At 44.8% G+C, this 13,540-nt stretch carries 13 protein-coding genes and 1 riboswitch; of the genes, 8 read left to right on the forward strand and 5 right to left on the reverse strand.

The features are described from left to right. Positions 1 to 71 precede the first annotated feature (71 nt). The gene (locus ACUN27_RS10715; RefSeq protein WP_445558865.1) at positions 72 to 419 is read right to left on the reverse strand and encodes a VOC family protein; all 348 of its coding nucleotides are present in this window, start codon (positions 417 to 419) and stop codon (positions 72 to 74) included. 302 nt (positions 420 to 721) lie between these two features. On the opposite strand from ACUN27_RS10715, the gene ACUN27_RS10720 reads away from it, so the two are divergent. Next, on the forward strand, positions 722 to 2,011 hold the full coding sequence (locus ACUN27_RS10720) for a S1C family serine protease (RefSeq protein WP_326062004.1): 1,290 nt from the start codon (positions 722 to 724) through the stop codon (positions 2,009 to 2,011). 44 nt (positions 2,012 to 2,055) lie between these two features. Here the strand turns inward: ACUN27_RS10720 and spoVB are convergent, their stop codons facing one another. Beyond that, complete coding sequence (gene spoVB, locus ACUN27_RS10725) at positions 2,056 to 3,606, reverse strand: stage V sporulation protein B (protein WP_445558866.1); 1,551 nt, start codon at positions 3,604 to 3,606, stop codon at positions 2,056 to 2,058. Between the two features lie 204 nt (positions 3,607 to 3,810). On the opposite strand from spoVB, the gene ACUN27_RS10730 reads away from it, so the two are divergent. Continuing rightward, positions 3,811 to 4,470, forward strand: a complete 660-nt coding sequence (locus tag ACUN27_RS10730) for a cupin domain-containing protein (protein ID WP_326062005.1) — start codon at positions 3,811 to 3,813, stop codon at positions 4,468 to 4,470. 371 nt (positions 4,471 to 4,841) lie between these two features. Then, positions 4,842 to 5,369 carry a DUF2569 domain-containing protein gene (locus tag ACUN27_RS10735; protein ID WP_315955439.1) on the forward strand — a complete coding sequence of 176 codons (528 nt, stop codon included), beginning with the start codon at positions 4,842 to 4,844 and terminating at the stop codon, positions 5,367 to 5,369. Between the two features lie 47 nt (positions 5,370 to 5,416). On the opposite strand, the gene ACUN27_RS10740 is transcribed toward ACUN27_RS10735, so the two are convergent. The 3 genes from ACUN27_RS10740 to ACUN27_RS10750 all read right to left on the reverse strand — a co-directional run bounded on the left by ACUN27_RS10740 (position 5,417) and on the right by ACUN27_RS10750 (position 8,030). Next, positions 5,417 to 6,052: a peptide-methionine (S)-S-oxide reductase MsrA gene (locus tag ACUN27_RS10740; RefSeq protein ID WP_315955438.1), complete on the reverse strand. Its 636-nt coding sequence runs from the start codon at positions 6,050 to 6,052 to the stop codon at positions 5,417 to 5,419. Between the two features lie 29 nt (positions 6,053 to 6,081). Further along, positions 6,082 to 7,464 carry an MFS transporter gene (locus ACUN27_RS10745; protein WP_315955437.1) on the reverse strand — a complete coding sequence of 461 codons (1,383 nt, stop codon included), beginning with the start codon at positions 7,462 to 7,464 and terminating at the stop codon, positions 6,082 to 6,084. Between the two features lie 65 nt (positions 7,465 to 7,529). Further along, positions 7,530 to 8,030, reverse strand: a complete 501-nt coding sequence (locus ACUN27_RS10750) for a hypothetical protein (RefSeq protein WP_315955436.1) — start codon at positions 8,028 to 8,030, stop codon at positions 7,530 to 7,532. Between the two features lie 98 nt (positions 8,031 to 8,128). Continuing rightward, positions 8,129 to 8,261: riboswitch (SAM riboswitch) on the reverse strand. Between the two features lie 173 nt (positions 8,262 to 8,434). Between ACUN27_RS10750 and ACUN27_RS10755 the strand changes: the two genes are divergently transcribed. The 5 genes from ACUN27_RS10755 (at position 8,435) to ACUN27_RS10775 (ending at position 13,417) form a co-directional block, all read left to right on the forward strand. Beyond that, on the forward strand, positions 8,435 to 9,277 hold the full coding sequence (locus ACUN27_RS10755) for a metallophosphoesterase family protein (RefSeq protein ID WP_445558867.1): 843 nt from the start codon (positions 8,435 to 8,437) through the stop codon (positions 9,275 to 9,277). Positions 9,278 to 9,303: 26 nt separating this feature from the next. After that, positions 9,304 to 9,936, forward strand: a complete 633-nt coding sequence (locus ACUN27_RS10760; protein ID WP_315955434.1) for a glycerol-3-phosphate responsive antiterminator — start codon at positions 9,304 to 9,306, stop codon at positions 9,934 to 9,936. A 192-nt stretch (positions 9,937 to 10,128) separates the two neighbouring features. After that, on the forward strand, positions 10,129 to 11,442 hold the full coding sequence (locus tag ACUN27_RS10765; protein WP_315955433.1) for an ABC transporter substrate-binding protein: 1,314 nt from the start codon (positions 10,129 to 10,131) through the stop codon (positions 11,440 to 11,442). Between the two features lie 21 nt (positions 11,443 to 11,463). Then, positions 11,464 to 12,543 (forward strand): ABC transporter ATP-binding protein, encoded by a 1,080-nt coding sequence (locus ACUN27_RS10770; RefSeq protein WP_315955432.1) that lies wholly within the window; start codon positions 11,464 to 11,466, stop codon positions 12,541 to 12,543. 1 nt (position 12,544) lies between these two features. Continuing rightward, entirely contained in the window at positions 12,545 to 13,417 is an 873-nt protein-coding gene (locus ACUN27_RS10775) for a carbohydrate ABC transporter permease (protein WP_326062009.1), read from the forward strand. Positions 13,418 to 13,540 lie beyond the last annotated feature (123 nt).

Below are 13,540 nucleotides of genomic sequence, written 5' to 3' on the forward strand. Positions count from 1 at the left end.
CGATCATTAACCCAAAAAACCTCTAGAAGCACTTAACAGTGCAGTCTAGAGGTTTTTTTGCGTTGCCGACTTTATTTCTCCCACAGCTCGATCAGTCGACCTTCCGGATCTTCGATCCAAGCAAACTTGCCATAGTCACCGACCTCTTTGTTCTTGGCTAGAGGTACACCGATTTGTTCAAGATGCTTAATCACTTCGTCCAAATCATAGACTTGGAAGTTTAACATGACTTGCTGTTCTAGTGGAAAATAGCTGTTATCCTCGGTAAACAAAGAAAAGATCGTTTCATTGCCGGATTGAGGTTGTATGATCGTCCCGTTCCAATCTCCGATTTCAATCTTAAGTACATCATTGTACCATTTTTTTATTATCTCGAGATTTTTAGTTCTCCAAAAAATGCCTCCGAAACCTTTGATCATCGTATCTAACTCCTGTCTATCATCATTTTTTTGCTATCTGATTACAGTAGATATTCGAGATGTACATGTAAGTTCCTTTTTCCCGTGGGGTTGCCCAGAAGGTTAATAACAGTATTGTTATCTAAAGAGCAGGAGCTAATGCTTGAAATTATCGGAGAGGACAGCCTTTGCACCTTTCAGGATATTTTCAGTTAACTTTCATATGCCTATCAGCCCAACTTAAGTCTCATTTCAGGTTCGCGTCCTATACTTCAACTATCAACATTAATTCTATCAACCAGCACTCGAAAGGTGGTAATCACATGAATGAAGATATGAAAGATAATATGAAAGATATGAATGAGATGAACGATACTATGAAAGATATGATCGAAGTTACGGGTATAAAGGTTGAAAACAAATCGGGGAATCCCAAATTTAAATCCATGTTTGCAGCTTTTATGGCCGGTGCGGTCGTTATTGGCGGATTGATGTTCACATCGGATAAGCTGAATTTGTTTGGATATGAGGCTGTGTCCACACCATCAAGCGTCGCTGCAGCCGCTAATTCGGCAGCCGCCAATGTCCAGACGGCGTCATTATCGCCAACAGGGACGAATAGCGTATCAGCCATTGCAAAATCCGCGAGTCCAGCTATTGTCAAAATTGAGACGAAAGTAAAACAAACGAATACGGGACAAAATAGAAGAAACCCATTCCAACAGGGCACTCAAAGTGGTGATACCATTGAAAATGGGATTGGATCGGGCTTTATTTTTGACTCGAGCGGGTATATTTTAACTAACGAGCATGTTATTGACGGCGCGGACGAAATTAGCGTCTACGTGCAAGGCTACGATACGCCTTTTACGGCAAAACTTCTAGGAAGCAGTTATGATCTAGACTTGGCAGTGCTTCAAATTCAAGGAGACAAAGCCTTTCCTGCATTGAAAATAGGCAGCTCCGACAATACGGAAGTAGGCGATTGGCTAGTTGCGATTGGCAATCCGTATGACTTTGATTACTCTGTAACGACAGGTGTTCTAAGCGCCAAAGAGCGTGAGATTAGCATTGATGATACCCAAGGAACTAGAAACTACAAGCATTTACTACAAACGGATACAGCGATCAATCCAGGGAACTCTGGCGGTCCGCTTTTAAATTTGAATGGGGAAGTTATCGGTATTAATACGGCAGTGAACTCTGAAGCGCAAGGCATCGGTTTTGCAATTCCCTCAAGCACATTCAGTTCAGTTGTGGATAAGCTGAAAAATAACGAAACGATCCCCAAAGAGCCAGCACCTTACATCGGAGTAGCACTGCAAAATATTACGGATGATATGCTGTCAGATTTGAAAATCAACAGCACAAAAGGTGCCGTTGTAGCCGAAGTAGAGCATGGTACGCCTGCATTTGAGGCAGGTATTCGACAGTACGACGTTATTTTGAGTGTAAATGGTAAAGCATCATCAAGCACAGAGGACATTACCAAAGCAGTGCAAGCCGCGTCTGTAGGCGATGAACTGAAGGTAACCATTTCTCGCGACGGGGAAACGAAGGATGTTACTGTTAAAGTTGGTGATAAAAACACTGCAACTAACTATCAAAGTTAATAAAATGGAGACCCTCAGCATCCGCTGAGGGTTTCTATGTGCGTTTACCAAGGAATAGAAAACCTGTGGCGCGTACTTTTCCAATTCAACGTACCTGTGAAGACGAGTGCCGCGAAATAGAGAAGCAAGGAACAGACGATAGAAGTAGTTACGCACCAAATCTGCGGCATGCCATGACTCATCACATATTGATAGATCCAGTGTCCGGATATCGCCATCATCATCATACTGATCCCAACTTTGACATAGGGCCTAATGTTCCAATAGAACCCGATGGAGTTGGAGATGGAAAAGAAGTTCAACACCGTCTGCATCACAATACCGATACCGATGCCATAAGCTACACCGATAATGCCCAATTGGCTGCCTAAAATGTAGATCGTGACAGCCTTGAATGCGGTGGCTATTACATAATTCCACAGCGTTGCTTGTGCGCGGCCGAGTCCGAGCAGAATCGCATGAAGCGGGGCATCGAAATAATGCAGGAAAAACATTGGCGCCAGTATTTTCAGGAGCAATCCTGCTTCAGGTGCATGGTAGACAAGTGTCGTTAGCGGAGTCGCCCACTCGTACAGGATCACGGTTGCCGGTGCGCCGATCAAAAGCCCCAAGTTCAAAGCCTGGTTCATTCGCTCATGGATAAGTAGACTGTTCTTGTTCGCCGCTGCCTCGCCAATCGCAGGAATGAGCGCGGTCGACAAGGATTGCGTGATAAAGCTTGGCATGAACAGCAGCGGAAACGCATAGCCGGCCAGCATGCCGAATTGCTTGGTGGCAAGTGCCGTACCGACGCCGGCGAGCGCTAGGCTCGTTGTGATAAGAAGCGGCTGGAAGGTGCTGTACAACGAGTGAATAATGCCGTGACCAGTGGTTGGCAGTCCGATCTGAAGCAGCTCGCCGAGTGTGCTTCTTCCTTGTTTCAAGTGGTTTGCCCAAGTTTCGCCCGACATCCTGGATTCGCCGAACAGCTTGTAGCTTGTCACGAGGAAGAGGAGACTGACCGCTTCGCTGATGACAGAGGCAGCCATTGCTCCTGCGGCGGCATAAGCGACGCCGTAAGGCAGCAGCAGGTGGACCAGCGCTAGCACGCAGGCGATTTGAACCGTATGCTCCAGCACATCGGAGGCTGCAATAGTTTTCATCCGCTGCATGCCGCGGAAATATCCCTTTAATACGGCGGAGACGGCTACAATCGGCGCGATCGGCGTAATGGCGAGCATTGCGTAATAAGCACGTTGGTCGCTTAGGAGAATGGAAGCGATCCATTCAGATCCAAGCAGCGTTATGGTCGTGAGCGCTACGCTCAAGAAGCCTGTGACAGCAAGTGAGACATGCAGAATGCGTCTTACTTTCATTCGTTCGCCGCGGGCGGAGGCCTCTGCGACCAACTTCGAAATGGCTACCGGCAATCCCAACTCCGTAATCGTAATGACGAGTGGGACGAGCGGATGGGCCATCATCAAGATGCCGATTCCCTCTGCGCCCAGTACGCGCGCGATATACATACCGCTGATAAAACCGAGAATACGGTTGATGAAAGCGGCGACAGACAATACGAGCGTACCTCTCATGAACGAATGCCCATGTTGTGACATGACTTGTGTCCTCCTGTTTATCGAATATTTAAATGTATTCAAAAATTGGAAAAGCATGCGAACAAGCCGGGTTTGATGTTATTTTTGCGGATGGATGGGCCTTGTGGCGTGAAATTTGCTCTGCGAGGAAGGGCATTTGTCATGGGTATAGCTGAAGTGGAATACGTTTAGTAAAGATGATAATACAATCGGGAGGCTGAGCGTATGGCTGTATCCTATATGGATTTCACTTCTCCAAACGTCCAATATTTCTACGATCTGAAGAACAATCGTACATTCACCAAGGATGCGAATAACTTCATTAATACGTTGGGTATTCAGCAGTTGAATACGCTGGGCAACGTCTCACTGCTCGACATCTATTTATCCATAGGGAATGTGGTCGAGCCGCATGTTCATCAGAACGCATCTGAACTAGTCTATTGCATTCGGGGCGCAGCGGTCGTCTCCATCTTGAATCCTTTCACCAAAATGGTGCTTAACTTCAACATTACTCCCGGTCAAGTAGCTAATATTCCTCAAGGGTGGTTTCACTGGGAAATGGCTACCGAAGACGATACGCATCTGCTCGCGATCTTCGATGCGCCGGTACCGGAATTCATCGCGGTCTCCGACTTCCTCAGACTGGCGCCGAGAAACATGCTCGCTCATACGTACTGTTTGGATCAAGCGCAGATCACGCAGGCGTTAGCTCCAATCAAGAGCACAGTCACAATAGGGCCACCTGTCGATTGCTCGCATCAACGTCAGGCGCGGCCTGATACTTACCCACCGCAAGCGGAGCCGCATCCGCAAGCTTCTTATACGGGATATGTGTCGCGGCCATCACCTTTCCCGGGCATCGGCAACGGTTATAATCGGTAGGGTTGGCTGGTCTTATACGCAAATAAAGAATCGCAATTCATTAATTGCGGTTCTTTGGGTTATTCAGGGAACTAGAGGGCGCTATTTCGAAGAAAATGCACAATTTCCATTATTAGGGGAACTACGTTCCTCTATTTTGTCAATTTTGCTGTGAAATCGGTCTTTTGAAGAGAAATAAGAGCCTGTAGTTCTGCCTAAATAGGAAACAACTCATTTTCTATAAAATAAGGGACTCCAGTTCCATTACGAGGTTTGAGGTGATGGCAATTGAGGCGGTGGCAATAGATGTTATCACGCTCACATATTAATTGACAGAATTTATTTTTTTAGGGAGTATAAAGGTAAGACGGAAAAGATTGAAAGGTGACTCAATGACAAATATAGAAAACGACTTAGCCGTAAAACTGGATAACACGACAGAAATCATGGCACCCACAGAGGAAAAAGTGAAGCCTTATGGATTTGGTGGCTGGCTTTATTTGGTAGCGATAGGCCTCCTATTAACTTTCGGGAGCTCCTTCTACTATTTGATGGATACGATACTCCCTGTTTACCAAAATGGACGTTTGTCCCAATTGTATGAGGAAAACTGGAAATACGCTTTTATTATCATTTATGAGACGGCCATGAATTTATTTTATGTGATTTTTCCAGTCATCATCGGTTATTGCATATTGAAAAAAAAGAAACGATTGAAATATTTGGCGATATATTTTTACTTGATCAATTTTGCTGCGAATGTTGGCTATTATTTTATTTCAAACACCATTGAAGAAATGGCGACTTACGAACTAATGGGGGAACAAGGCAGAAATATTGTTAAATCATTCGTTACTTGTTTAATCTGGATCCCCTATTTTATCAACTCAAAAAGAGTGAAAAATACATATACGAATTAAAAAGAAAAAGGCAGCCTATCTAACCAGATCGGCTGCCTTCAGTCCTCTTACCATTTTATCCCTCTAATGAGTCGAATGATCTCTTCTTGCTCCTCACCGCTAATCAGCCATGTCCGGATTTCGTTGATGATTTTATCCAAATTCGTGTACCCTTTCGCCAGTCCGTTTAATCTTGCTGCCAATGTTGCGTTGGTCAGTTCTTCCTCGGTTGGAAAAAGAGTTCTCAACTTGTCGATGGCATCGGGATACCGTTTCAAATAATATTTCTGATGTCTGTCCTCAGCTGGGTAAAAGCCTTTAAAAGGAGCAACCTCGGTGTCCGGCATGCCCTTTCCTTGTTCCTCGCTGTTCGCCATGACTTTGTTGACTACGCTCATCTGATTAGGGTCGCGATACAACACTATGGATCTGTACTGCCGGCCTTTGTAATCATTTATATTTACTGGATTATGGTTGCTCCAGAACACATGCAGGATGGCTTCCAAACTCACGATGCTGGAATCAAAGTCCATTTCGACGGTCTCGGAGTGGTCTCCAAGCTGCCGGTAAGTAGGGTTCTCTACCGTTCCTCCAGCAAAACCCACACGTGTTCTCGTGATACCGGCCAGCTGCCCGAACAAAGCATCCGGACTCCAGAAGCACCCCATCCCCAGGGTTACCGTTTGGTTGTTGCTGTTATTCATCGCGCTCACCTCCATATGTTGTGACAAAGCTACTGCGACTGGACTTGTTCCGTACCGCTTCTCGCTCTAAGAAACATGCGAAGGGACAATAGAAGCATCAGTACGCTGATGATCACGCACCCGATAATCAAACTGTGAAAGTGCGCGGTTGTGATTTGAGTGCTAAAAACTGTTCCGAGCAAGCTCGAAGATAATATGGTTCCCATAAAACGCGAAGTCATGAACATGCCCGAGGCAATGCCGGTCTCTGCTGTTGTAACATAAGAATACAGGGCGGTTTGCAGCCCGAGATTCTGAAACCCGTTGCTGATGCCAAGTACAGATAAGCAGATAAAAATCCAAACCGCAGTGGAGCTATCGTGAATCGTTAACAACAGGGAGGTTCCAGCCACAACGAATAACGTACCGACGAGCAGTGGAGTTCGCGAACCGGAACGGTCAATCCACCTGCCCACAAGGGGGGTAACGAGGATGCCGAAGCCTGAAATGGAAAGCATGATTAATCCCACTTCTTGCCCATTGTAATGCCGCACCTGCTGCAAATACGAAGGGATACCAAACATAATTGAGTAAAACACAATGTTGACTAAAATGAATTGCAAATAAACGAAGCAAACATCGACATTCCGCTTAAGAAACAGGACATCGATAAACGGCTGCTTTCGCTTGGATTCATACCAGTAAAAGCCTGCGCTGAGCACTAGACTAAGCAGGAGCAGCAGCCAGTTGACACCGGATTTGAACGATAGGAAAAAGAACAGCCAGCTAAAGATCAGCGCGGTAAAAAAGACGATGCCAGTTATGTCCAAAGAACCTGCACCTGCCTGCTTCCGGGGTGTATCCTTAGGCATCATTCGGAGAGCGAGTACGAATGACACGACGATAAACGGAAAATTAATGAGAAAAATAGACGGCCAGTCGCTATATTGGATCAAAAATCCTCCGAGCGATGGACCTAGTGCCGCTGAGGTGGAGGAGAACACCGACATGACACTTAGCGCTCTCGCTTGATTCGTCGTAATGACCGAGCGGATGATGCCCATGCCATTTGGGAATAGGGCGGAGCTGCCGATCGCTTGAATGACACGAAACGTCATCAGCCAGCCAAAGCTCGTTGAAAGCGGCGCCAGCATGGAGGAAACGGTGATGAGGGCGAGTCCGAGCATGAAGATTTTTTTACGGCCGAATAAATCGCCGACCTTCCCCATGACAGGCTGTGCGACCGCACTAGCGACATAGTAGGTTGCAATAAGCCATGAAATCGAGGCATACGTGACATGAAACTCTTCCTGCAGCCTGGAAAAAGCGACGGAAATCATGGTCGTGTTCAAAGGGTTGAGCAACGTCCCCAAAGCTACAGCTGTAATGAGCCATAGATGGCCGGTTTTGTTTGATTTGGCGGTATCTGACAAGAAGATGAACTCCTTTCAATGGTTCTGCAATCTAACATAAGTATTTTTTAATTGCCAATTTATGTTTAAAAGGAGATATACGCTTGAGCATGATTGTATAAGTAGGCCCGATCCAAGATATATTTTTGACCCTTGTGCGGTTGTGAGACTGATTCCGTTTGTTCAATTAGATCCTGTAAGGCGGACTCCATCAATTCTTTTCTCACGGGTCCCCACGCCTCTTGTTTTAGCAGCGTATAGTTCATACTTTCGGTCAAAGTCAGCCCTTTTATCCGCTGAAAAAGAGCAACCCACGTAGTCAAATCGCACTTCAGGCTTCTAGAAGGGATTGCAAATTCCTTGAAGCCAACAGCCCCCGCATTAGTGGAGATAGCAAGAAGTCCATAGATATGTTCGACTCCGTTTGCAAGTTGCAGCTCATCGATGAGCTCGTGGTCATACCGAAAACATTCTATTCGGGTAATCTTGACTGTTGAATGCAGCAAAGCGATTTGAAGGGGAGGGCGATCCTGGTAAAATTGGGCGGTTTCCATAGTCGTAATTCTTTCATTCATTGTGATTGACATCTTGTCACATCCTTAAACAAGTGTAATGGCTCGAAAAAGCAAAAATGACCTTCTCTGGAAACAGAGAAAGGTCATAGGAATTCAAAGTCATCGCCTCGCTCTTATCTCCCAGATTCGCTTACCTAATACAGCGTCTCCGCAAGAATTAGCACCGTGCATTCCTTTGTGATCAAAGGTTTGTCGGTTGCCGGGTATCATCGGGCTAGTCCCTCCACCTACTCTTGATAAGAAAAATCAACCTATTCGATTACGTTCAATATTACTACAAAGCACTCTGTTGTCAAGGGTAAAATTATGGTTACATATTTACAAAATTTATAAATGAAAAGGTAAACCAAATTAATACAAGCAAATTATCATGATTATGAGTGTCATCAAATTTTAGTGAGAGAAGGAGTGATCTTATGAAGCTAGTTGTAATGGGAGATTTGCATTATCACGAAATTAATGAAACAATTCCAGGTTGGTTAGAAGCACGGAATGAATTCTATGAAACTCTGCTGGGACGATTTTTAGAATTGGAAGGTGATGCTCATATTTCTCTGGGGGATTTGACAAATTACGGGCATTCCTCGGAGCTTCGTGATGTGTATGCGTTGCTGCGAGAAAGTGATAGAACGTTCTACCACGCTTTGGGCAACCATGATCTGTATGCTCAAACGAGAAGGGAAGTACTCGAAATAACGGGACAACATCGCTATCACGCTGTAGAAAATGAGAAAGCCGTGCTTGTCTTCCTAGATACAGCAAAAGAAATGGATTTTGAGGATTGGGGAGGCTCGGTTGACGAAGAGCAATTGACATGGTTTGAAGATGTCATAACGGCATCGGGGACGAAACCCGTCTTAGTTTTTGCTCATCATCCGATACATAACACGACAACCAATTCCGATAAAGATAAAGGCTCCATTCACCCAAGCATCGATATGTGGAAGATCTTAAGCAAGAAAGAAGGCGTAGGGATCTATTTTAACGGGCATACGCACATTGATTCTATTGTTAAGCAAAATAATTGGACGTTTGTTCAACTATCTGCTTGTCTCGATCAGCATGGATTACGGATTGTGGACGTTGAACAAGATGAAATTCGTATTTCAGCTATTGATTTTACGGATGCAGCCCTGACAGGGAATGTTGAGATGTTATACAACAATATGAAACATTTTAGACATAATGCTAGCGCACGCGGGACAGATTCAGAACGGGAGTGCATCGTCTCTTTGCGAATAGAAGCGGAACAACGATAGTTCCTGATCAAGGGAGGTCTTGATGGATGAAAAAGCTTAAGCATGACGAAGGCGGAATGTTTTTTGAAAGATTAAGCACGCACCGCATGGTGGCTTCCATCAAGGAGCCAAAACAAATCGAAATTGCCTTATCTCTTAAACACCAATTAAGCGGTGTATTCCTCTTAACCGGTCATATCGGCGTCATTAAAGGCTATGTAGATTTGTTCAATAAGCACCAGCTGCCTGTCTTTCTGCACTTGGAGAAAATAGGAGGCTTAAGTACCGACGCTTATGGTATGGACTATTTGGCCAAAGTGATTAAACCAACGGGCATTATTACGACGAAAACGAATGTTGTAAAAACAGCGAAAAAAATGGGCTTGCTTGCCATTCAACGCTTTTTCCTAGTCGATACGGAAGGCGTGGAGAACATATTCAAAAGTCTTGCTCAAGTGGAGCCAGACATCATTGAGGTCATGCCGGCACGAATTCCGCAGATGATCGGAGAAATCAAGAAGTTCACGACCCTTCCCATTATTACAGGCGGTTTGGTGTACGAACGAAGCCAGGTCATGGATGGATTTAAACACGGAGCAACGGCAGTATCTGCTTCCAAAACAGATTTATGGCGAGAGATCTATGCGACCGAAGAAAACATCATTCGGAATATTGGTTGATGGAATAATTTTCATAATATTAATAACCACTTAACACTCATTTAATACTGGGCGATTATGATGAAGCCAGACAAGTAAATAGATGTAGGTTGGAGTAGTGGAGAAGCCTGATTAGCGGCCGACTTGAAGTCGGCGGTTGATTTAGGCTTCTTTCTTTTTAGGTTCATACTAAAAAATTGGGAGGAACTACAAATGTTTAAGAAAAAATTAGTATCGATTCTTGCGGTAAGTTCAATCATCATGCTTTCAGCATGCGGAACAGGTGGTGCGGGAGACAAGGCTGTTTCGGGTTCTGCCAATACGGCTTCCTCTCCACAAGGCAAAATCGTCATTAAATATTGGACAGCTAACGGTGGGAAAATTGAAGAAGCCAAACAAAACCTTGTGAAGAAGTTTAATGAGTCACAGAACAAAATTGAAGTTCAGCAAGCCAACCAAGGCAACTATGATGATCTTCATGCGAAAGTGCAAGCGGCATTCGCTGCTGGGAACGCACCTGCCGTTTTTGACCTCGAGATTGCCTCTACCGGGATTTTCGCCCGCTCAGGCATGCTTGTAGATTTGACTCCTCTTGCAGCAAGGGATGAGGCGCAAGTCAATATTAAGGATTTTAACCCTGGTCTTATGGGGAATGCGTATATTGATGGCAAGCTGTATGGGATTCCATTTATGAGAAGCACCCCGATCTTTTACAAAAATGTCACGATGCTAAAAGATGCCGGTTTGGACCCTGCCGGTCCGAAAAACTGGAAGGAATTAGAGGAATATTCCCGCGTGCTGAAAGCAAAAGGGAAGACTCCGATGACGATGGCCGTTGGTGTTTGGGAATATGAGGCGCTCGTTGCACAAAGCGGTGGTAAGGTACTAAGCGAGGACGGGAAAAAAGCTACTTTTAACTCTCCTGAAGGCGTTGCACCTGTAGAGTTTTGGAAGAAGATGTCCGATGACGGCTTGATCAAATTTACGGTAGGAAAGACGGCAGGTGCTGACGCGGAGAAAGACTGGACCAACCAAATTTCCGCTTTTAAAATCGGATCTACGGCAGGCGTTTCAGCAAGCTTAGAGGTTGCGAAAGGAAATAACTTCGTAATGGCAACCGACTTTATGCCTGCTAATAAATCTTATGGAGTTCCAACAGGCGGATGCCAATTGGCCATCACGTCCAAGCAGAATGACGCTGAAAAAGAAGCAACTTGGGAGTTTGTGAAGTTCATGACATCCAAAGAAAACACAATCTATCAGCATAAATATGTAGGCTACCTGCCTAACCGTCTATCTGCTTTGCAAAGTGAAGAGCTGCAAAACTACTATAAAGAGTTCCCGCAATACAAAGTAGCTTCCGATCAATTACAATATGCTGTCCTTCGTCCGAACGCAAATGCTTACGCTGAAGTTTCGAAAACGATCATCGATGCTATGACGAAAGCCATCCTTGAAAAAGATGTCAAACCGCAAGATGCCATGAACGAGGCTGCGGAAAAAGCGAATAAATTGTTGAGCAAGTAATCAGGGTAAGGAGATGAACGTATGGCAAAGATCCAACTAGTCAATATCGGCAAAAAGTATAAAGACGATACGATTATCAGCGGTCTGAATCTGACGATCAAAGATGGGTCATTTACCGTGCTTGTCGGCCCATCCGGCTGCGGCAAATCAACAACCTTGCGCATGATTGCAGGACTTGAAAAACAGACCGAAGGACAAATATGGATTGGTGACAAATGTGTAAACGATACACAGCCTGGACTTAGGGATGTCGCCATGGTTTTCCAAAACTATGCGTTATACCCAACCATGACCGTACGTGAAAATATCGAGTTCGGGCTTAAGAACAGAAAAGTACCCAAAATGGAGCGGGAAACGTTAATTCGCGATATCTGTGAAATCGTTGCGTTAACGCCTCATCTGGATAAAAAGCCGCAAAACTTATCCGGGGGACAGCGTCAGAGGGTTGCCTTAGCCCGGGCGATGGTCAAGAAGCCCAAAGTATTTATTTTGGATGAGCCGCTCTCCAATCTGGACGCTAAGCTGCGCAACCAGATGAGAACAGAGTTGATTCAGCTTCATAAAAGGCTGGGCAGCACATTTGTTTATGTTACCCATGATCAAGTGGAAGCAATGTCGATGGGCGATGAGATCGTTGTTATGAATAAAGGAGTTATTCAGCAGTCGGACTCGCCTTTAAAGCTTTATAATGATCCGGTAAATGTTTTCACAGCGCAGTTTATCGGTACCCCTGCGATGAATGTTTTTGATTATGGCCATGTACAAGGGTTAAAGGTAGAGGCAGCTTCGGAGATCGGGTATATCGGCTTCCGGGCTGAACATGTGCTCATGTCTCCGAAAGATCGCACAGACGGGTTTGTCATGGAAGGTGAAATTATTACCAGAGAAAGCCTGGGAGCGGAAAATATTTATCAGATCGATTCACACATGGGGACGTTTTTCGTAAAAACCTTCCTTACCGCTTTGGAAACGAATGATCATATTAACGTATTGATTCCTTATGATCAGCTTTACTATTTTGACTTACAGGGCCAAAGAATTCGCGACATTTCCAGACATGTACAACGTGAGAAAATCCTTGTTGCTGGCGGCGGTGTTTAATATGACCATATGGGGAAAACTGCGTCCGTATGCCATGGTGGCTCCGGCCATTACCGTGTTTTCGTTGTTTTTTATCTATCCGATTCTTTATATGATGTACCTGAGTATGTATGATTGGAATTTTATTAGCCCTAACAAGAACTATGTCGGGATGCAGAACTTTACGGATCTCTTAACGGAAAAAGAATTTATACAAGTAATAAACAACACATCCATCTATACCGTTTTAACGGTTACGTTCATCATTGGACTTTCCTTAATTTTAGCGCTTTGGCTGAATAAAACGGGTGTGTTTCAAAGTTTTGTGCAAGGAGCGATCTTCAGTCCGCATATCGTTTCTTGGGTATCCATTTCCATGATTTGGGCTTGGGTGATGGACCCGCAATATGGTTTATTAAACTGGTTTATCGGTTTGTTCGGCTTTGCTAAGCTCGCCTGGCTCTCCTCGCAAAAGACATCGCTGATTTCGTTAGTTATCGTCGCCGTCTGGAAGGGGCTTGGCTACAATACCTTGGTATTTATCGCCGGTTTGCAAAGCATTCCGAAGGACATCTACGAAGCGGCAGCACTGGATCGGTCGAAGCCTTGGACGACTTTTTACAAGTTGATACTTCCGATGCTTTCGCCTACAATCTTTTTCCTGGTGATCATTAATATGATTGGATCCTTTCAGGTTTTTGAGACGATCGCGATCATGACGCAAGGTGGACCGGTTAACACAACGAATACCCTTGTTTATTACATATACGAATACGGTTTCCGGTTCTTTAAAATTGGTTACGCCTCTGCGGCGGGAGTCATCCTGCTGTTCATTGTCGGCGTGTTAACCATCATCTACTTTAAACTGATGTCCAAACGCGTACATTATCAATAAAAGGAAGTGATTCCACTGAAAGCTGAACAGATCATGGATGCGGATCGTACGTTGTTATATGTAAACAGTAAAGAAGAAATTGCATCAAAAATACTACAATATGTAACCCGTGCAATTAGCGTG

It is taken from the genome of Paenibacillus sp. WC2504 (assembly GCF_052682475.1).

What these genes read in the sequence shown, in the direction of transcription:
- ACUN27_RS10755 (WP_445558867.1), top strand. Translation starts at nt 8,435, where the DNA reads ATGAAGCTAGTTGTAATGGGAGATTTGCATTATCACGAAATTAATGAA.
- ACUN27_RS10720 (WP_326062004.1), top strand. Translation starts at nt 722, where the DNA reads ATGAATGAAGATATGAAAGATAATATGAAAGATATGAATGAGATGAAC.
- ACUN27_RS10775 (WP_326062009.1), top strand. Translation starts at nt 12,545, where the DNA reads ATGACCATATGGGGAAAACTGCGTCCGTATGCCATGGTGGCTCCGGCC.
- ACUN27_RS10770 (WP_315955432.1), top strand. Translation starts at nt 11,464, where the DNA reads ATGGCAAAGATCCAACTAGTCAATATCGGCAAAAAGTATAAAGACGAT.
- ACUN27_RS10765 (WP_315955433.1), top strand. Translation starts at nt 10,129, where the DNA reads ATGTTTAAGAAAAAATTAGTATCGATTCTTGCGGTAAGTTCAATCATC.
- ACUN27_RS10735 (WP_315955439.1), top strand. Translation starts at nt 4,842, where the DNA reads ATGACAAATATAGAAAACGACTTAGCCGTAAAACTGGATAACACGACA.
- ACUN27_RS10740 (WP_315955438.1), bottom strand. Translation starts at nt 6,052, where the DNA reads ATGAATAACAGCAACAACCAAACGGTAACCCTGGGGATGGGGTGCTTC.
- ACUN27_RS10730 (WP_326062005.1), top strand. Translation starts at nt 3,811, where the DNA reads ATGGCTGTATCCTATATGGATTTCACTTCTCCAAACGTCCAATATTTC.
- spoVB (WP_445558866.1), bottom strand. Translation starts at nt 3,606, where the DNA reads ATGTCACAACATGGGCATTCGTTCATGAGAGGTACGCTCGTATTGTCT.
- ACUN27_RS10760 (WP_315955434.1), top strand. Translation starts at nt 9,304, where the DNA reads ATGAAAAAGCTTAAGCATGACGAAGGCGGAATGTTTTTTGAAAGATTA.
- ACUN27_RS10750 (WP_315955436.1), bottom strand. Translation starts at nt 8,030, where the DNA reads ATGTCAATCACAATGAATGAAAGAATTACGACTATGGAAACCGCCCAA.
- ACUN27_RS10715 (WP_445558865.1), bottom strand. Translation starts at nt 419, where the DNA reads ATGATCAAAGGTTTCGGAGGCATTTTTTGGAGAACTAAAAATCTCGAG.